Genomic DNA, 20,785 nt, shown 5'->3' on the forward strand with positions numbered 1-20,785 from the left:
TTAGTTACCTAATCCACTGAAATCAACCTTAGGAACAGCTTTTTCTGCTTCCGGTGTTTCAAGGAATTCAGCAGCCTTAAAGCTAAACATCTTAGCAATAACATTGCTTGGGAATGTTTCCAATTTCACATTGTAGTTACTTGTCACACTGTTATAAAGTTGACGTGAATAGGCAATTTTGTTTTCAGTGTTTGTCAACTCTTCTTGAAGCTGGCTGAAGTTGGCACTAGCCTTAAGGTCAGGGTAACTTTCAGCTACCGCAAAGATTCCAGAAACCTGGCGTGTCAATTCATCACTAGCACGCATCGCTTCTGCTGGCGAAGTCGCCGCTGCTACTTGATTACGAAGTTCTGCTACTTTTTCAAGTGTTGAACCTTCGTATTTTGCATAACCTTTAACAGTCTCAATCAAGTTAGGAAGAAGGTCATTACGACGTTTCAATTGAACATCAATTTGACTCCATGCCTCCTTAGTTTGCATACGGCTTTTAACCAAGCCGTTATAACTTGCAATAACAAAAATTACAAGAACAACGATAATGGCAATAATAATCCAAATCATATTTTTATTCCTTTCTTGTACTGAAAAAGAGTCAATTAACCTCTCTTTCAAGTATCTTTGATAGTCTCAGTATATCAAATTTTCAGATAAAAGTGGTAAAATCTGAGTCGTTTTACAAAAAAGCTGGACATCTTGTCCAGCTTTTGTATTACTCTTTAGACGTGTGTCGTTTACCTTGGGCTAGGGCATCTGCTTCTGTCATTGTAACGACATTTGCTTTGTTGGTATTGCTAGGCATACTGTTGATGTCATACCAATAAACATCTGCTGTACCATGACGCGCCACATAAACTGTTCTACTTTCTTCTTGTGTAGGTTGCACAGGCTCTGGCTCAGAACTTGGTTGTTCAGTCACCTGTGAACTCTCAGAACTAGGCTCAGATGGCGCTTCAGTAAATTCAGTAACCGTATTTGTCGCTGTCCCATCTGCATAATTGATTTCTGCATTTGGTGATTGGTTATCCAAGATAACATGCGTAACTCCCTTACTGTCAAGAGTCTCCTTATCTCCACCAAGTTTAATTTCCAAGAGATTTCCAGAACTATCAATACCAACATACTGAAGTTCTACTTGACGAGGCAACAACTCATCTCCACTGTAGATAGCTGTTACCTTATAGTCTAACCAATAGTTAGGGTGGAGTGCTAGCCAGTTATCCAAGCGATTCTCATAATAAAGCATACCTGACTGATTACCTTCGTCGGTTCCTTTATAATTTCCAGAATTCAACCAGGCAGTCATAGGTACTAAATTCTTGCCCTCGTCATTGACACCAGAAAACTGATAGCCAATCAAATGCCCTCGATTCATTAGCCAAGATTTTGATTTACCGTCACCATAATAAAACTTATAGTTATGCCATCCTACAGGATCATATTTTATTTTACCGGGACGCTTATTCTTCGGCTCGTCCTTATCTTGTAACTGTATATGAGCACTGTGGGCACGTCCTAACTGGTCCTTCTCCTCCATGACAAACTGCTTTTGACCATTAAAAGTCAAGATACCATTGTTCTCATCCGCTTGAACCACTTGAGAGCTCACAGCCGAAGATTGTTTGCTAGTATCAAATGAAAATCCGAATCCTAAAGTAAATACTAAAACAAGAAGAGCAAATAAACGAATCCTACTATTTCTTTTTTCTTTCATCATCTTAACTCCTTAATTTCTCTTATCACTTTAATTATACAGGACCAAATCAAAGTGGATGATTAAAAATAAAGAATAATGATATTAGGTATCTTAGAGCTTGCTTAAAAACAAAAACACCCAATTTAATGGATGTTTCTTACCTATTATTTACCTGCTTTTTTACCTTGTTTTGTAAGATAAACTGTAGATATACTTAGTGCTGCAGCAACTCCGACAAGAAGGAAGACCGTTGTCGTATTAGACTTACCTTTTTCTTTTGAAGTGCTAGCTTGGCTTTCAGAACTCTTGGCCACCTGTTTTGCCTCAGTTGCTTTATCAATACGGGCGACATTCTTAGGTGTGTCATCCTTCTTGCTTTCCGCCAATTCTGACAAATCACTGCTAATCTCTTTGGCAACACCTTCAGAGCTTGTAAGTGATGCCGCTTCTGAGGCTAATGTTTCAGAGGCCATAACCGCCATAACTTTACTTGCAATCACATCCACAGACTTCTCATTCAAAAGAGAATTAAAGCGAATAGCTTCTGAGGCGAGCTGACTACTTGTTACAGAGATTTTTAGGTCATTGTTATAAGCGACCTGACTATTTGGCGAGATGCTGACAACTTCAGATGTACGTGCTGTTGTTGGAGCTTCAGAAACTTTGACATCAACCTGACTTGTTGAACCCTTTTCAATAACTTCTGAAGAAACCTCGCTAATCGGATCCTTTTGTGTACTTTCTGAAGTTGGAGATGTCTCTGGGCTGTCAGAAGTAATTGCTACGTCAACCTGACTAGTAGATGAAGCTACTGAAGTTGCCTCATTCTTTGGTGACTCAGAGGCTGGAGCAGTTGAACTTGCTTCACTCTTTGGTGTTTCTGATGCTGAAGTCTCGGAGATTACCTCACTGTTAGATACTTCAGAAACTGGAGTGCTTGAACTTTCCTCACTCTTTGGGGTTTCTGAAACTGAAGTCTCGGAAGCTACTTCACTGTTTGATGCTTCAGAAACTGGAGTGCTTGAACCTCCCTCACTCTTTGGGGTTTCTGAAACTGAAGTCTCGGAAATTACTTCACTGTTTGATACTTCAGAAACTGGAGTGCTTGAACTTTCCTCACTCTTTGGTGTTTCTGATGCTGAGGTCTCAGAAACTACTTCACTAGTTGATACTTCAGAAACTGGAGTGCTTGAACTTTCCTCACTCTTTGGTGTTTCTGATGCCGAAGTTTCGGAAACTACTTCACTATTGGATGCTTCAGAGACTGGAGTACTTGAATCTGCTTCACTCTTTGGTGTTTCTGATTCTGAAGTCTCGGATACCACTTCACTAGTTGATGCTTCAGAAACTGGGGTACTTGATCCTGCTTCACTCTTCGGTGTTTCTGATGCTGAAGTCTCAGATGCCACTTCACTGTTTGATGCTTCGGAAACTGGGGTGCTTGATCCTGCTTCACTCTTTGGTGTTTCTGATGCTGAAGTCTCAGAGACTGGATTATTGACTGGCTTTGGCTCAGACTTTGTTGGAGAAACTGTTGAAACAGCTCCAACAATCGTCGCCTTATTGTCAATCGTATTATTTGATATACGGATTTCTCCATTACCATTGTCACCCATCTCAAAGTTTTTAGTAATCACTGGATCAGCCAAGGTATTCAATAGTTTATTATCGTAGACATCGACATTCTTGATTGTTCCACGAACTTGTTGGAAATCAATCGCACCACGATGGAGGTTATAGAGGTCATTAGTTGTCCCTGAACGTAGAATGGTATTGTCATGAATCTTAATTCCAGAATCATTGAGGTCAAAATTGTGACCTGCAAAGACTGTGTTCACACGAATACCTGCTCCAGCAAAGACGTCCTTGATGAGGTTTCCTGAGATTTCATGACCCTTACCACCAAAAATACCGATACCAGCCGCACGCCAGCCTGATTCAATGGTGTTGTTGAGGAATTTATTATTTTCCTCGGCTGCGGCATTTGTCCCATCTGAAATACTTGACCAGATAGCCAAACCATCATCACCATTCCCACGGATGTTAGAGTTTTTTACCGTTGAATTCTTGGTTCCTTGAGCAAAGTTAATACCATCAGCCAAGTTATTACGGATACGAGCGTTTTCAATAACAAGACCGTCCGTATACTTCATATTTCCCGTCTGGTCGTAGTCTCCAATCCACATACCAACTTCAAAATGCTGAACCCAGATGTCATGAATTTTCGAATCCTTGCCAAGTGTTCCCGAAATAGCCTTGTACTGTGCATCCTCGTTATAACGAGAGGTCAAGTTGGAATCCATATAAAGATTGCTCAACTCAATACCATTACTATTATGACCGAAGACAATTCCACCACCATAGCGTTTATCACTTGTAAAGTGCAGTTGTGTATGCCAAACACCAGCACCTGAAATTTTTAGATTATCAGCTTCGATATTAACTTGTTTGTCGAAATTGAAACGTCCCTCTGGAATATAGACAGATTTTCCGCTAGCTTTAGCTTCCTCAACAGCCGCAAGTAGGGCAGCTGTGTCATCACTATCATCATTGGCAGATGCACCCTTATCCACAATACTTATGCTATTTTCACCTTGGGCAACTGGCGCTGGAGCCTGTTCTAGCTCAATAAAATCAATACCATAAGGGACATTGTCATCTTTCTTCTTAACCAAAGAAATCTTATCACCAGATTTCAATTGGATGTCCTTGAGGAGAAGACGTGTCTCATCAAAACGGAAGCGTGCACTTGATCCATCAACGACTTGATCATATTCGTGGTCACCTTTAAGGTACTGCCATGCTGAGTGAGATGACAAATCAAGATTACCAACGCTTGAACCATTAACCTGCACATCCAACTGACCTGATGCACCATCAGGTATTGTATAACGCACATTCAAAGCATTGGCTGGCTCGGTGACATTGAAAGTAACTGCTGCATCTTTTTTAGGAAGCTCGACATAAGTTTGGTTCGTCGCTTCCACGGCCGTAGATTCCATGTCAGTTGACTGTTGGATTGTAGCTCCATTTTCGATAGTCGCATTTTCTGCTTCATGAGTCGTGTAAGGCATTTTGGCACCGTAGGCATCTGTGTTATACTCCTTGCCTTGTCCTTGACCCTCAGTCGCATTGGTTAAGACATTTGCTGACGTTCCTTGATTTTGAGAGGTGCCTGTCTCAATCACTTGATCGATGGTCGGAGTCTGCTCAGCTGCTTGAACAGTCCTTACCTGAGGTTGAGACGGCATAATATTGGCAGGCTGAGAAGCTTGCACACTCTCTGATGCTAGCTCTGAAGTCGCCAACTGAGCTGTTGAAACCGCTTGAGGGGCCTGCGCTTGATTTGAAGCATCAGTCAAGTCACTAATCGATTGTGCCTCGTCAGCCTGAACTGCTTGCCCATTGGCAAGGGCCATGAAGCCAATCAAAGCCGATGCTGCCCCAATGGAATATTTTCGGATGCTGTACTTTGGTTTTGTTTTACTTTCTCTAAACAAGTTAATTCTCCCGATACTTTTTTTCACAATCTCTCCATTTTAGTTTTAAGCTATTCTCGAACTAAAAACAGAGACTCTTAAATATTTGATGTACTTAATGATGCTGTTGTTTCTTTAATCCAAAACAAACCAAAACAAATTATAAGTCATGAGAACACAAAATAAAAGGCTAAGTAATCCATTTTAACAAGGCCTTAACAAAAATGTCATATTAGAAAGTTCAGTTATTCATTTCTAAATTATAGTCTAAAAATGTCGCACAAAAAGGTAATTTCTTTCACGTGTAAGAAAGAGAAAACTCTAAACTTCCATAAAGGCTTATTTAGCAAGATTTATCGGCTAAAACAATCAAATTGTATTAAATCTGTTTTCTCAGATTTATGTCAAACGTTTGACAGTCTTTTTTAATTTTACGATTCAAAGTATTATTTTCCGAATGTTTAAGTATTACAAATGTTAAATACCCAAAAATAAAAAAAGAGACAAAAACTGCCTCTGACTTTTCAAATAAATGTTTATTCCTAACTGATTCTTACGATAACAATGTCTCTAATTCTTCAACCGATAAACCAGTCACATCCGATACTACTTCTAACGACAGACCTTTTGACAGCATCTTACGAATCAGTTCTAGTTGTCCCTCATAACGACCTCGTTCTAACCCTTGTTTAAGTCCACGCTCTAGTCCTTGCTCTAACCCTTGTTCCAAGCCTTCTTCACGTGCTTTATCGATAGCTGTTTCCATAGTCATGTCATAATTTTCTTGAATACGTATGCGTTCATCAATCATCGCCTTTTCCTCCTGTGTCCAGCTGGATGAATCCAGTAATGAATCGGCATGCGTGACCGCTTGACTAGGTTCCTTAGAAAATGGGAGATTTCCAAAAAACTCTAGCCACTGCCGCCCTTCATCCGTAATATGCTTACCTTTATTATACTTATCCAACTCTAAAAAGGCAATCTGAAGAAGGTTCTGACGTTTTCCGTCCTTATAGTAAGAATTCAAAGGCTTGCCCGTCCGACTATTGGCCATCCAATAAGTATTAATCGGGGATTCCTCATCAGGCAACAAGGTCTTCTCCAAGATAGCTATACCATAAACAGGCTCCATCTGTTCGTACATCTTGTGTGTCTGTCCTTGTTGGCGTAATTGTTGCACATTTTCCACCAGCTGGTTAGCCAAATAATAATGAAAACGATTGAGAAAATAATGCTGCTTGCGCACCTGAATCTCAATGATGACCTCGGTTCCATCATTCAACTTAGCTCGAACATCCACTGAAGTTGAGAAGAGCTCATCCTCCTCAAAGTCCTTTTTATGAAGCTGTGTCCCCTCCAAAATCTGAGCATCCACAACATCCAAATCCAAAATATCTCGAATAAAAGCCACCGTCACCTCGGGCAGGCTAAAAATCTTCTTCGCCATGATATCCAAGGTCGGCGAGACATGCTTGTGTCTTTTTTCCATCTACCTCTCCTTAAGAAAAAATAGAGGGGTGGCCCCTCTACTTCTATTATTCGGAAAAAGCTTTTGATTGCACTATAAGATCCATTAAGAAACCAAATAATAGTTCACTTTTAAGTCTCTAAATTGATCATAACCCAAATACTCATCATTCTGCAATCGACCTAAAACAATGCTAGGATGAATACCGATTTCTTCAGCAAATTTCTTAATCGCTTGTTTATCAAAGCAACCTTCATTTATAAATCTTTGATAGTCTTGAGGGGCAATTAGTAAATCTTTCGCAAATTGGTCTGCTAGTTCCTCAGAACGTCGATAAGAGTCGCTACCTTCATCATCGGACGAAAAGTCATTCTGCAGAATATGGCCAATCTCATGGAAAAGTGAAAACCAAAAAATATCCGATGCTTTATTACGATCTGTTAATAACAACAAGACACTACCGTTTCCAAATTTTTTTGTTGCACCATTTAAATTGGCATTTGCTAAAGCAGGAAGGCCCACTAGGACAACCCCGCACTCTAGCAAGATATCGGTCAACTCTTGAGCAAAATCCTTTGGATCTTTTCTTGTCAATTCTCTTAAAGTTGGTAAATTTTTCTCTAACTTTCTACGATTAAGCTTCGTGGTCGTTTTATTTCGAGCTTTTTTTGAAGCCAACTCTAACATGATATTGGAATTAACGATACTCTTTTCGGTAAAGTCACGTGTATTACGATAACTCACTAAATGGTTAAAAGTCACGAGATATTCTAAACTCGATACTTCTAGAATCTTCCGAAGCTCTGTAATCTTTTCACCGATACCATATCGCTTCTCTGGAACGTATCCTTTTTTCTTAAAATACTTAAAGTCAATCATCTCGCAGATTTCCTTCTCGCAGCCTTGATCAAGCTCTTTTTGTTCTACAATTTCAGCCACTTTCACATCATAAATGTTTTGAAGGTTGAGCCAAGTCTGCATAGAAACACCACTTAACTTGGCTAACTTATGAGCTGTCTCCTTACTAATAGACTCCTCAGCATTAACTAGCTTGCTGACAGTCTTGGCAGAGACTCCCAAACGCTCCGCAAATTCTTTCTGAGTTACGTTATAGTCCTCAATTAAGTCTTCAACATACTGACCTGGATGAAAAGCAACCAGGTCTTTGTACTCAACCACTTTTTTACTCATAATGATTGCTAACCTCCTCTATTTTCAAGATTTCGATTTCTACCGGACTAGAAAATACCTTATCAAAATCTTCCTCACGAAATCCTACAATCAAACGATAGGAACTCCTTCGAACATCTATATCTAAGGCAAACTGTCCATTTCTCTTTCCCCTTAATTGGTGAAAATGATACTTAGGAAAGGCCGTCACACTAGCCAAAGAATCCGATGCTTCCAAAAGGTTAATCAACTGATGCAACTTTAATGCAACCTTATCCGAAAAATCCTTTTTCGCTCGCCTCAGCTCAGTGCACTGTTTCTCAACAGTTTTATTTGTATAGATTAGCTTCATAAATTCCTTTCCGTTCGATTCAAATTACCTTTTTGGTAATTTAATATTATCAAATTCATAGAAAAAAGACCAGTCAAAACTTCATTTGACTGATACTTCTTTTATCATTTAACTAATAAACTACCCCTTAAATGCTTCCACAAAAGCCTTGAGTTCTTCGTCCGCTTCTTGTGTCGTTCCATGAAGCTGACCAAGCATGTCGAGAAGTGAGGCTGTCTGACTTTCAATCGTCGCATTGGTCTGATTAATCTTAGCCACAATCTCGGTCAAGGGCTCCACTTCTTCTTCCTCAAAGGTATCCACATAGCGAGGAATATTAAGGTTGTAGTCATTTTCCACAATCTCTTCAAAGCTAGCCAGATGGGCGAACTTGTCCATATCCTCACGACTCTTATAAGCATCAAGAATCTTTTCAATATGGGCATCCGTCATGATGTTCTGATTTTTCCCCTTATCAAACTCCTTAGAGGCATCGATAAAGTAAACATCACGATTGGTGCGGTTCTTTTTGAGGATGATAACCGTCGTCGGAATACTGGTGTTAAAGAAAATATTAGCAGGCAGTCCGATTACCGTATCAATAGCACCTTCTTCCAACAAAGCCTTACGAATGGTCCCTTCAGCATTACCACGGAAGAGCACCCCATGAGGTAGGACGATGGCCATGACACCATTATCTTGTTTCAAGTGATAGTAACCATGCAAGAGGAAGGCAAAATCGGCCTTAGACTTAGGTGCTAGTTTCCCAAATGGTGAGAATCGAGGATCATCCATGAAACCTGAGCTGGCAGACCACTTGGCTGAATAAGGTGGGTTCATGAGAACACCGTCAAAGTTAGTCGGCTCTTGGGTTGGCCAATCCTCATCCAAGGTATCTGCGTTGTGTAAAAACTGGTTTTCAATCGGCACACCATGCAGAATCATGTTCATACGTGCCAGGTTATAAGTTGAGGTGTTCAACTCTTGACCAAAGTAAACCACTGTCTGTGGCTGGCGTGAATAGCGTTTGGCATTAAGCAAGAGCGAGCCTGACCCCATAGTCGCATCGTAGATGGTAAAGCCTTGCTTGTCTTCACGACCTAAAAAGGCAATCTGAGTCATGAGCTTGGCAACAGGTTGCGGTGTATAGAACTCACCAGCTTTCTTACCTGAATCCGTCGCAAACTGACCGATCAAGTACTCGTAAGCATCCCCCAACATATCACCTGCATGACCTGCCACATCTAGGACAGCCAACTCTTTCATCACAGCCGCAACCGTCTGGTTTTGCTTTTGAGGAGTCGCCCCAAGTTTCTTAGAGTAGAGGTCGATGTCTTCAAAAAGGTTTTCATAAAGCTCGTCACTCTGCTCAATATCACGGAAGCCTTGAGCCAGGTCCTCTAACTGAAAGCTTCCATCGTTCACTCGTTCCACTAAGGCCGTAAAGGTCAAGTCAGGATGAATGGCATAGCTCATCTCATCAGTGATGACTGCTAAAAGGTCCTCGTGAGTCTCCTCATCCTCGTAGTATTTACGATAGACTGCCAATGCCTCATCCAAGCTTTCTGTCTCTTCCTCCATGGTCTCTGCCACAAAAAAGAGCATCTTGTCCGACAAATACTTGTAAAAGACCATACCCAAGAGATAAGACTTGTAGTCATTGGCATCCATCTTAGAGCGGAGCACATCCGCTGAGTTCCACAGCGCTTGGTAGAGCGACTGGGAGGTTTGTGTTGTTTCTGACATAATGTTTCTTTCTTTGTATTTTTGAATGTTATCCTATTAGTTCTAATAGCCAATCACGTTTGTTTCCACTTCTTTGATGACTTGATCTGAAATCTCAGAAATGGGAAGTTGGTAAATGGTGTTTTGACGTGGGTTAAAAATGCCTAGTTTTTCAATGGTTTGAAACTCTAGATGAATCGAACGCCTACCCATGAGATAGTAAATCAATAGCTGCAAGGAATGGTCCTTATTAGGCTTGCTGGTGGTGACTTTAAAGTCCCAAAGGGTATCTTTGGTCAGGAAATCCCCATCACCAGTCGTTATGGTAGCTGTATAAGCCCCTTCCATGGTAAAACCATCCGCAGTCACAGGACCAAAGGCCTTGAAAAAGCTCAAACTACGCTCAACCATGGTACGAATATTAGCAATAGTCGCCTGATCTGGAACAATCCCCTCCACTGGACGATAAGCCAGAGGACCAGCACGAAAAGCACTATCAAAACCTGCCAACTGACAAGCCTTAGTAATCGACAAATCGTCTAGCCCTTTAACATCATCCAGAAGACCAAAAGTCTTAGACTCCATCCTCATGGCACGAGCACCAAGCAAGGAAATCTCAAAAGCCTCCTCAACAGCTGTCCCATCCATGAAACGACTGAGATAGTCCACAGCAGTCCCAACCAAACTAGCCGCAATAGACTCCTCAGGATTAAGACCCTGACCATCATCAAGCGTCGTCACAGTAAAAGCCTTAACAGGCAGATAACCACCACGAGGCTGCTTAATCTGTTTAATACGTTGTGTTACTGATACCATGTTTGTCTCCTTTGAAAATACTCTTGCTTATCTTTTATGTCTTTCATCAATTTTTTCAGTAAATATAAAACCTTCCTTCTCCATCTTTTCAAGTATTGGTTTAATCTTAGAAATGACAGACTCCCTAAAATCAATATAATCATCTGGAAATTTGGACAAATATCTACCAATCCAAATAGTATACCTCTTATCCTCAGGAATAATATCAAAGTCTTTAATATCAAAGTCTTTAATATCTAAATTATTTGTGATAATTGATTGAAATCTCCAAAATGACAAAAATTCCCTGTTATCAAATAAATCTATACATTCCCATATATTTCTATCCCAATTTATAAACTGTCTTGATAGATTTTCACAATGTAGATAGGTTAAAAGTATAAAATCCTTTCTCTTATATTTCAAGATAGTTTCAGGAGTAATTATTAGGTTGGTGTAAGACTTTCCTAACTCAGGGAAGCTCAATACATTGTGCTTTTCTAAAATATAAATTATTTGTGACTGATCATATCCCAGAGGCTCAAAAATAGCCTCTATTCTCTCAATTCGTTTAGCATTAAACTCCTCACCATCTAAGTCCATAAGGTCAGTTTCTTCACCATTAACTGAGTAATAAAGTTCCGAAAACCTTTCTTGGATTATAAAATTCATCGAGGGACTATTTTTTAATTTCAAGGATTCTTTTATGGCTATCTCGAAGAGTTGGTTTTGTTGGTTCTCAGAAAATGTTTGATACTGTGTATTTAAATATTGGTAAAAATCAGTCAATTTATCCGACTCAACCAATTCTTTAACTAAATCTTCTGACATATTATCAAATAAAATATCTAATTCATCTTCTGTACGATTAGAAGATACTTCGTAAACTTGATATCCTTGCGGATTTCTATTAAAACAAAACGGATAACCTAAAATTTCGAATCTCTGGATTTTAGATAATTGTTCTTTTATCGTGAGGCCTTTTTTAGTCACACTTTGAAAAACTGTTTCCTCGGAATCCTTGATTGTAATGGAAACACCTTCAATAATATTATTATATAGTTCTGGATAAAATAGATAAGCATAAATCACTAGTAATTGCTGCTCAACTTGAACACGACCAAACTTTCCCCTTCTAAAGAATTCTTGATTGACATAATCATTAAAGTGTTCTCTATCTCGTAAATTCTTCTGATCAGAACTTACTCTTTTTTTAAAATCATTAGAAAGTCCTATATTAAATTTATCTTCTAAAACACTAAAATAGTTATTCCATATTTTAGTTGGATGCAAATCAAATGGTAGTTCAACTTGTCTATCAATTATTTTTGATAAATAATTATCGTCACTTTTATGAACCTTTGTAATATCACCAACAAAAACAATAGGCAACTTTCCATTTACCAAACTGAAAAGTTTATAACTTTCTTCTTGTTGCTTTTCAGACATTCTATCAAAGTCATCAATAATAAGTACTTTTGAAAACTTTGGGAACTTTAGAGAATTACTTAGTAAGAAACAATAAAATTCATCCGATTTTTTCTTAAAGACTTGCCATACAGCAACTATTAATGCTACTACCCCTCCTAGTTTCAAAATCAAAGGTTTTGAGCCACCAAAATAATTACTCAACCCAATATCAACAAGATTAGTCATCAGTATAGATACAGCCACTAGAAGAACAACACCTACTCTTATAGCCCAGTATAATAATGGATGTAATTTTGAAAATGCAATCTCAATTGTTGACCTAGTATCTGTTAGTCTCCAAAAATCAATTGTAATGAGTTTCTTGGGGGAATTTTTCTTCACCTCTTCTAAAAAATCAGTCTTACCAGATCCCCAACTACCATTCAGAAAATATGTTTTATTATCATTGAGTAATACAGAAAAGTTTTTTGCTGCAATTGTGGTATCAATGTGCTCTAACTTAATGAATTCATGCTCCATACTTCACTTTCTCCTTAGATGAACATATCTTGTAAGAGTTTCTTTTTGAGTGTTTCTAGCTGAGTGATTTTCTCTTGATAAGAAGTGATAAGCTGGTCAAGATTTGAGAAATAGTCACCTATGGCTTGTTGTTCAGCGAGAGAAGGTATTCTAACTGGCATAGATAAAAAATCATCTGGATGAATACGTTTTGCTTTTCGTGAACCATTAGCAATTAATCCTTGATATTCATAAAACTCTCTTCTCATTACATATTCAAGTAAAAACTTGGTATCAATACCTTTAACATCAAAAGTTGGTAAATCTAATGTTGACTGGTACCCGTCTAGTTCAGTTGGAATAATTCCAAATGCTTGGTTTAGAAAATCTAGTTTACTATAAATAAACTGTCCTGCTTTTCTAATATAGTACTGCGTATTTGAACTACCAGCATACTTTTCTTCCTTCTCTACAACACCTTTTCCCCACAACTTGACAGTTATTTTCTTTGCATCAAGACCTGAATCACCTAATATCCTACTCTCAGTAAGATAACTTTCAAAAGTATCACTTTTCCACTCACCTTCAAATCCATCTAAACAAATCTCAGGAACTGACTCTCCAGTTTTAGGGAACATCTTGGAGAGCATGGTCGTCTTGAGAGATTGGTAGTTAGCAAGATTGTCCTTATAGCGAGCCAAAAGGTCGTCTAGATTGTGGAAAAGAGAGCCAATGGCGGATTGTTCTTGAACATTTGGTACATTAACCTTTATCATTGCTATATCACTAGCATTGTATGAAGGAAGAGCACCGATTTGTGCATACTTAGGCAAATTTATCGTTTGAAATAATGTTAAACCAAAATCTTTATCCCATGATTCATCGAAAGAATAGCTCATAGTATTATTGTCAATCAGAAAAGGTCTAGTAACTAACCGTTTTCTATTTAACATCAATGCAGCACCAACTTTAGCAAATATGATAGCTGGTGTTTCATTAATAACTTTCCAACTATTTTTCATAATTTGCTCCTGTGTAACATAATTATTTGCATTCCTCATCTCAGTTTCATTTCCAATATTGTTCATATCAGAAACTTTAAAAAATGGGATTCCTTCTGTACCACCTTGTTGACTATCTGGAAAACCTATTCCCGATTTAAAATTTCCAAGCTGTCCTAATTTATAGTTATTCCAATTATTAATAAATTCTTTAAATCTAATTTTGGGAATGTTTCTATTGATCATTTTCTTCACTCTTTTTCCTATACTCAATGTATTCCTTTAAGGTCATTATCTCAAAATTTCCTACACTGTTTTCAACTATGAATAAGTCGTTTATACCATCTTTTTTGTTGGAATCTAAAAGTATTTTAGCTTCTTTTATTTTATTAATTGACTCGTAAAAATTTTTGTCAGAAATATCATTCTGTATATTTTGATAGATTGTTCCCTTTTTAGTTGAAGCTTTTATCGTGATAGTAGCTGGTGAAATTTTATCAGCCGACTCAAATTTTATTATTTTTTTATTCTTAATAGAAGATGCAGCCTTAAAAATTAACTCTTTTAAAATCTCAACTGTTAGTCCTGCTATTATAGCCCTCAACATTTCTTCATTTAAGATTATTTCAATAAATGAATCGAAAGATGCCTGTAAACTGTCTTCTCCAAAAAATAAGATCTCTATATCTTCTTTGGAATATCTTTCTTGTAATTCTATCTCTTCCTCCCTAGAAAAAAGTAAATATGCTCCTCTAACTCCAACACTTTTTTCCATAAACATTCTCCTATTCTTTATATAAAAATGAAACACAATATTTAATTTTATATCTAACTTAGTTCAAAGAGCCCAATTTGATCAAAACTAGTAATAATTTCATCAATAACTATTTCTCCAAGTTTATATTTTTCAAATAGCTTTAAAAATTGCATTGTGTCTATAATTAACACATTAAATATCTTATTTTTTGCTATATCTATAATACTATCATTGATTAATTCCCTATCTTTCGGATCTATATCCTTAAACCGATTTACAATGATAATTCTCTTAATAATTTTATCCGAAATTTCTTTCTTTTCGGCATATTTATATACATGAGTCATTAACTGAGAAATATTGGATTTTTTTAGATCTTTAGTTAATCCTTTAAATTCAAATAGATAATGAATTCCATTCTTTTCAAAAGAAAAATCTTCATCTTTAGTGTCTTTAAAATCAGTTTTTATTTCTAGCATTTCTACTAACATCTCTATTAGAACAAGTTCTAATTCTTTCCCTGATTTATAAAGTATAGATTCATAATATTTATTTTTTTTAATAATTTGTTCAACATTTTCTATTTTAAGTTTTGATTCTTGAATTTTTCTTTCTTCTATCTTCGCTATTCCCGTTTGATAAGCATCGTCAAAAAATTCTAGTTTCGAAAACCATTTAGGAATGTTTTCAAGAGATTGTGTTAAAAATATATTATCTAATATCAGCTTTAAATTATCATTTTCAATCTGTAAAGTTGTTATTGAATTTCTACCCAATGTTAAAAATACTAACTTTTCACTCCCATTTGAGTATATCTCATTCTTAGAAATTACAATACCTTCCTCATTTGTCCTCATATTTGGATCAAAATAAAAATCAGCTGATAATTCAATTTCCGATAAATACGTCAAAGTTTTCTCATAGTATAAGGTAAATGTGAAAGGAATGATCTTTTGCAAATTGGTTGTTAGTTTATAAATATTATTCTTAATATCAACACTAGTTAGATGAATCTTACTAGAATGTCTATTTGGATTATTAAAATTTGTTTTAAATTTAATATTCTTGGGTAAAACATATAAATAATTTGTTTTACTAGAACGAATAATACTGGTTTTCAAAGTTTGAAAATCATCATCACAATTTAAAGTATCAAAATCTGCTCTCAAACTTCTATTTTGCCATATTAATTCATCTGTTAAATCAATTATATTTAAATCGTACGAGTCTAAAGACTCTGCATTTCCAAACGAATTACATAAATCCACTAATAGTCCTTTGGTATTCTTACCAGAATAATTTATTAATTGTATTTTCATTTTCTACCTCCCCACTCTCAATGGTTCAATCACTTCTTCAATGAGTTTGGTGTAGGCTTCTTTGATGTGTTTTTTGTAGCTGAGAGGGTTGAGGGCATCAGCTGTTTCTGATTTATAGTCTTTGTAGCGTTGGCTCTTGGTGAGCTGGCTTTCTCCAGATTGCTTTTTAGCACCCTTACGATAGTGTTGAACGTAGTAACGAAGTTCATCGAGTCCGACATACCATTCTCTGGCAAAGCATTTGAGATGGTCGTCGATGATGGCTTCAATCATAGTGTCCAAGACGCCAGTGATAGACTGTCCTTGGTAATCTTTAGGATTGGCTTGGACTTCTTTCCACAGATTTCGGATGATTTCGGCTAGTTTAGGATTGGTGCGTTCCAGACTCTGGATATAGTTATCAACCGTTTCGATATCCTTGTCACTAAGAGCCTGTGGACTATCCTCTTCCTGCTGAATCATACTTTGAATCAGGGTCAGGATGTAAGCATAGTTAATCTCGTCAACTTGGACGGATTCCAGTTCGTAGTGGATATCAAAGAGATTATCATCACCATCGTCTTCAGCTCGGCTTTTGAGCTCTGCTAGGATATTTTGATAGATTCCGAGATAGGTTTCAAGCTTTTCATCTGATAGGCCTGTCTCTGCATAGATAGCTACTTCATCGTATTCGCTATATACACGGATAGATGCCAGATACTTGTCAAAGGTTTGGTAAGCCTTGGCAATGCGACGAAGTTGTGGGCTAGTGGCCTGCTCTATCGTGATGATATAGTTTTCCACATCTTCCACTTTTACTTGAAAGTCTATCCAGGCTTGAATGAAGTTTGTTTTTTCTTCTGCCCAGTCTGGGGCAGTGACATCATTTTCACCACCGTTTGAGTAGAGTTTAAGGGCGTTATCCACAGCCTCTTTAAAGGCCTCTGGCCTTTGGAAGGTGATGATATGGCCATAACGCTTTTTACTGTCAAAGATGCGGTTGGTGCGACTAAAAGCTTGAATCAAATCCTGTGGACGCATGGGCTTACGGTCGATGAAGAGAGTGGATAGACATGGGGCATCAAAACCTGTCAAAAGACGATCAACGACGATAACCAAATCCAACTGCTCATTGCGAGGAATGTATTTGTCTAACTTTCTGGCTAAACGATTATTGATATCCGTGTTAAAGCCACGCAAATCAGCCATAGTAAAATGGGTACCGAACTCCTGATTGTAGTCGTCCATGACCTGTTTCATGTGATCTTGGTAGTCGATAGACTCTTCCTCATTTTCCGAAACGGAGTAAGTGACCGTCACCTTTGGAAAGTCGGGTAGCACGCGCTTAGCTCGATCTGACACTTTGACACGTTCGTGTCCTGCCTTGATACTCTTGAGCAGATTGTAATAAGCCTGAGCTTGTGGAATGGACTTAACCGTTAAGATAGCCTCGTAGGTCTTGCCCACACCATTTGGAAAGCCCAACTGTTGATAACTTTTGTTTAGGATAGCATCCAAGACTTCTAGCATGTGTTCTTTATCTTCATAAACAGAGTCAGGAAGATCTTTTTCAGGAATCGGCGAAATAATGGTATTTCGATAGTCCACCTTGAATCCCAGAACTGCCCCGTCATGGATGGCTTCTTTGACCGTATACTCATGGAGACGTTCGCCATATTGTTGGTGGGTGGTTTGTGCCAAATCACCTAATTGCTTGCGTTTATTTTCCTTGAAAATCGGTGTACCAGTAAAGCCATACCAGAGCGAATTGTGGAAAAATCCCTTGATATCCTTTTGCGTCTGAGGTGTGACCGCACGGTGACACTCATCCACAACGAAAGCCACACGGAGGTCCTTGATTTTCTCCGAATCCTTTTGGTATTTACCTTCTCCAAACTTGCGCATCATGGTTGTGATTTTCTGGATAGTCGTCACAATCACACGCTTATCATTTCCTGCCAAACGCTTAACCAAGTCATGGGTATTGTCCGTTTCATCGATGTCAATGACATCATTAACAGCGTAGGAAAGAAAGGACGAGGTCGTCTGCTGGTCAAGATCCCTTCGGTCCACAACGAAAATCGTCTTTTGAATGGCTGGAATCTGCAAGAGGTTGCGAGCCACCTTGTAGGACGTTAGGGTCTTACCAGAACCCGTGGTATGCCAGATATAGCCAGATTCCTGACGGCGAGAGGCATCCTGAACAGACTCGATGGCATGGATTTGATAAGGACGTAATAGGATGAGGGCTTTTTTACTATCATCAATAACGGAGTACTGCATCACCATCTGATGAGCACGTGGAATAGACAGGACCTCATGAGCAAAGTCCATAAGACTGGTCATGGGTTTATTATCTTTATCCACCCAAGATGTCAAGAATTGTTTATTGAGCTTATCCTCTCGTGCAGCTGCAATATAACGTGTATCAACCTTATTAGTCACAACAAACATCTGAAGGGCAGAATAGATGCCACGTAACTTTCCTTCACGGTCATACTTTTTGATTTGATGAAAGGCATCCAAAAAGGCCACACGAGGACTCTTGAGCTCGATATGGATAAGAGGAAGGCCATTTATCATCAGAGTTGTATCTAAACGACGGTCCTGATCTTGAGGATAGGCCTTGTCACGTTCCACCTGATTGACCACTTCGTAACTGGATTTTCCAGCAGCGATATTATCACGCCAGATGACAGAGAGACGGATAGTCCCAAGGCTAGCATCTTCACGCTGTACCTCGACTTTAGCAATACCATTTTCACCAGCCAGCCACTTAGCAGCTTCATAATAGTTAATGAAGTTAAGCTGGTTCTTGATTTGACGCTTCTCCTGTTCGGTCAAGTGATGGTCAGCTAGTAGGGCAACGTTATTTTGCGCTAACTTCTCAAAAAAGTTGTCCCATAATTGATCTTCATTTTTTAAGTCTGGGCGATAGGTCCACTGGCTCTCACCAGAGGTTAATTGCTCGATTAATTGACGTTCTATCTCAAGTTCTGGAGTAACTGGTGGCATGACTTATCCTTTCAACATTGTCGTAATCCCTTACATTATAGCATTTTCACGGTTTCTTTCATAGTTTTGGGAAAATTCAAACAAAAAAACACAGCTTGGTGCCATGTTTTTATCTTCTATTTATCCCCCCTATGAATGGTAAAACCTGTGGCTTGCTGGTTAGCCATGATGGTCATGTCTGAAACCTGGACGCGTCGTGGTTGCTTGGTGACATAGAGGACAGCATCCGCAATATCTTGGGCTTGGAGGGCTTCCAAACCTTGATAAACCTTGGCTGCCTTGTCCTTGTCACCGTGAAAGCGAACTTGAGAAAAGTCGGTCTCAACGATACCGGGCTGAATGGTTGTCACCTTGATATCTGTGGCAATGGTATCAATACGCAAACCATCGCTGAAAGTTTTCACTGCGGCTTTAGTAGCTGAATACACAGCAGCACCTGCATAGGCATAGATGCCCGCCGTAGAGCCCATATTGATGATATGGCCCTCATTGGCAGCTACCATACTTGGCAAAATCTGACGTGTAACCATCATCAAGCCCTTGACATTGGTGTCGAGCATAGTCAGCATGTCCCACTCCTCATAATCTTGATAGGCTGTTAGGCCTAGTGCCAGACCTGCATTATTGACTAAAACATGGACTTGCCCCACACTTTTGAGAATGGCTTGGCAAACATCCTTGACCATGTCCATATCAGTGACATCCAGTGCAAAGGTCCAAACTTTTTGGTCTGGATAGGTCGCTTCAAATTCTGCTTTTAGAGCTTGAAGACGCTCTACACGGCGCCCTGTCAAGATCAGGTTATCCCCCTCTTTGGCAAAGGCACGCGCCGTTGCTTCGCCAATTCCTGATGTTGCTCCTGTAATTAGTACATTTTTAGGCATCATATTCTCCATTTCTATCACCCTATGCCTCTAATCGTGATTCCTTAACTCGCTTAACTTCTTAATAAAATCAGGAAGTTCTAGTTTGGATAGGCTAGTTTTTTTATTTCCTGACTTCCAAAATATCCAGAGTAACTGGTTGAAACCGTCTTGCAAGACCTTCTTTTGTTTGTCCGAGAGATTGCCAAATTCTTGCAGCATCTGACCTATCTGTGGCAAGGCTTGGATGCCAATATCATCTAGGCTTTCAATACCTGAATCAAGGATGGTATCAAAAACCAAATCGCAAACTTGCTTGAGTTCTTGATTAGGCAAGGTCTCAATCCACTCTTGGAAGGTTTCTTCCAAACGTTGACTCATCTCTGTTGGCTGGTCCTCATGAACAAAATCATTTGTCGCCAAATCAACCTCCCAGCTCAAGGCGTTATGTTGCGCAAATCCAATGCCTTCTGCTGCGACTAGCTGGGCAGACCTCTCCCAATAGAGCATGACTCCTACGACAGAATCTTGAGGTCTAATAACTGTCATCCTGGCTTTTAACTCTTGGTAAGAAGGCTTCTCTAAGAGGGACTTCATCAAGCCTGGTGAATCCAGGAGCAAGAGCTCTGCTATTTGCTCACGTAGAGCAGTCGAGCTTTGAACAGCCGAATAGAGGGCAAGATTACCACCCTTGGAATGACCAGAAACAGCGATATGACCACTGAGGTTTGGCAAGTGCTCAGACAGAAAGGCAAGAGCTGAGCGATGGGCAGGAATTTCTCGACTATAGGTCAGCTGGAAATCCTCCTTCCATCCAATGACACTATCATCCGTCCCACGAAAGACAAGCTGATGGTAGTCCAGTTCAGGCAGACTGAAAATCATGGCCGCAAACTGTTTTTCCACCTCCTTGTCCAAGACACTGCGGTAGTCACTAAGACTCAGACTGGCAAAACGCCTAGACCTGACTATAGCCTCTGCGAGTTCCACCCGCTCTTTGGTCACCATGAAGGAATAATCTGGATTTAACTCCTTGCCCTCAGCGAAGTCATGTAAATTGATGGGCTTCTTTAAGTCACTGGCTGTGAGCCATTTTTCATAGGTCAGGTAGCCGATTTCGTTGATACAAACCTTATCCAAGATATTCAGAGGTTCTTGGTCAAAAGTTAGATTCTCAACCTTTTCCAGATAGTCGATGAGCTGGGCCATAATTACTCCTTAAAGTCTTTCTTACTTTGATTTTACTAGAATTTTCACTAAA

Annotated in this window: 15 protein-coding genes; all 15 read right to left on the reverse strand. The window is 38.9% G+C overall.

All coding sequences use genetic code 11. The features are described from left to right. Positions 1-561, reverse strand: coding sequence for a LemA family protein (locus QRD39_RS04745; protein ID WP_285955823.1), 561 nt, complete (start codon positions 559-561; stop codon positions 1-3). A 148-nt stretch (positions 562-709) separates the two neighbouring features. Beyond that, positions 710-1,714 carry a DNA/RNA non-specific endonuclease gene (locus QRD39_RS04750; RefSeq protein WP_285955824.1) on the reverse strand — a complete coding sequence of 335 codons (1,005 nt, stop codon included), beginning with the start codon at positions 1,712-1,714 and terminating at the stop codon, positions 710-712. A 143-nt stretch (positions 1,715-1,857) separates the two neighbouring features. Continuing rightward, positions 1,858-5,193, reverse strand: a complete 3,336-nt coding sequence (locus QRD39_RS04755) for a YSIRK-type signal peptide-containing protein (protein ID WP_285955825.1) — start codon at positions 5,191-5,193, stop codon at positions 1,858-1,860. Between the two features lie 532 nt (positions 5,194-5,725). Next, positions 5,726-6,661, reverse strand: coding sequence for an Rpn family recombination-promoting nuclease/putative transposase (locus QRD39_RS04760; RefSeq protein ID WP_285955826.1), 936 nt, complete (start codon positions 6,659-6,661; stop codon positions 5,726-5,728). An 84-nt stretch (positions 6,662-6,745) separates the two neighbouring features. After that, positions 6,746-7,831 carry a HigA family addiction module antitoxin gene (locus QRD39_RS04765; RefSeq protein WP_285955827.1) on the reverse strand — a complete coding sequence of 362 codons (1,086 nt, stop codon included), beginning with the start codon at positions 7,829-7,831 and terminating at the stop codon, positions 6,746-6,748. Beyond that, entirely contained in the window at positions 7,824-8,162 is a 339-nt protein-coding gene (locus QRD39_RS04770; RefSeq protein WP_285955828.1) for a type II toxin-antitoxin system RelE/ParE family toxin, read from the reverse strand. The genes QRD39_RS04765 and QRD39_RS04770 overlap by 8 nt, the downstream gene beginning before the upstream one ends. Positions 8,163-8,282: 120 nt before the next feature. Beyond that, positions 8,283-9,887 carry a type I restriction-modification system subunit M gene (locus tag QRD39_RS04775; protein WP_285955829.1) on the reverse strand — a complete coding sequence of 535 codons (1,605 nt, stop codon included), beginning with the start codon at positions 9,885-9,887 and terminating at the stop codon, positions 8,283-8,285. Between the two features lie 42 nt (positions 9,888-9,929). Continuing rightward, the gene (locus QRD39_RS04780; RefSeq protein ID WP_285955830.1) at positions 9,930-10,682 is read right to left on the reverse strand and encodes a hypothetical protein; all 753 of its coding nucleotides are present in this window, start codon (positions 10,680-10,682) and stop codon (positions 9,930-9,932) included. 27 nt (positions 10,683-10,709) lie between these two features. Then, positions 10,710-12,611 (reverse strand): P-loop NTPase fold protein, encoded by a 1,902-nt coding sequence (locus tag QRD39_RS04785; protein WP_285955831.1) that lies wholly within the window; start codon positions 12,609-12,611, stop codon positions 10,710-10,712. A gap of 14 nt (positions 12,612-12,625) precedes the next feature. After that, a complete protein-coding gene (locus QRD39_RS04790) occupies positions 12,626-13,837 on the reverse strand; it encodes a restriction endonuclease subunit S (RefSeq protein ID WP_285955856.1) in 1,212 nt (403 codons plus the stop codon). After that, positions 13,827-14,366, reverse strand: a complete 540-nt coding sequence (locus QRD39_RS04795; RefSeq protein WP_285955832.1) for a hypothetical protein — start codon at positions 14,364-14,366, stop codon at positions 13,827-13,829. The genes QRD39_RS04790 and QRD39_RS04795 overlap by 11 nt, the downstream gene beginning before the upstream one ends. Before the next feature lie 53 nt (positions 14,367-14,419). Continuing rightward, positions 14,420-15,667: a hypothetical protein gene (locus tag QRD39_RS04800; RefSeq protein ID WP_285955833.1), complete on the reverse strand. Its 1,248-nt coding sequence runs from the start codon at positions 15,665-15,667 to the stop codon at positions 14,420-14,422. A gap of 3 nt (positions 15,668-15,670) precedes the next feature. Continuing rightward, positions 15,671-18,661 carry a type I restriction endonuclease subunit R gene (locus tag QRD39_RS04805; protein ID WP_285955834.1) on the reverse strand — a complete coding sequence of 997 codons (2,991 nt, stop codon included), beginning with the start codon at positions 18,659-18,661 and terminating at the stop codon, positions 15,671-15,673. Positions 18,662-18,777: 116 nt separating this feature from the next. Then, the gene (locus tag QRD39_RS04810) at positions 18,778-19,545 is read right to left on the reverse strand and encodes an SDR family NAD(P)-dependent oxidoreductase (RefSeq protein WP_285955835.1); all 768 of its coding nucleotides are present in this window, start codon (positions 19,543-19,545) and stop codon (positions 18,778-18,780) included. A 30-nt stretch (positions 19,546-19,575) separates the two neighbouring features. After that, entirely contained in the window at positions 19,576-20,733 is a 1,158-nt protein-coding gene (locus QRD39_RS04815; RefSeq protein ID WP_285955836.1) for an Mbeg1-like protein, read from the reverse strand. Between the last annotated feature and the right edge of the window lie 52 nt (positions 20,734-20,785).

Origin of the sequence: Streptococcus raffinosi, from assembly GCF_030284685.1 — a bacterium.
Lineage (GTDB): Bacteria > Bacillota > Bacilli > Lactobacillales > Streptococcaceae > Streptococcus > Streptococcus raffinosi.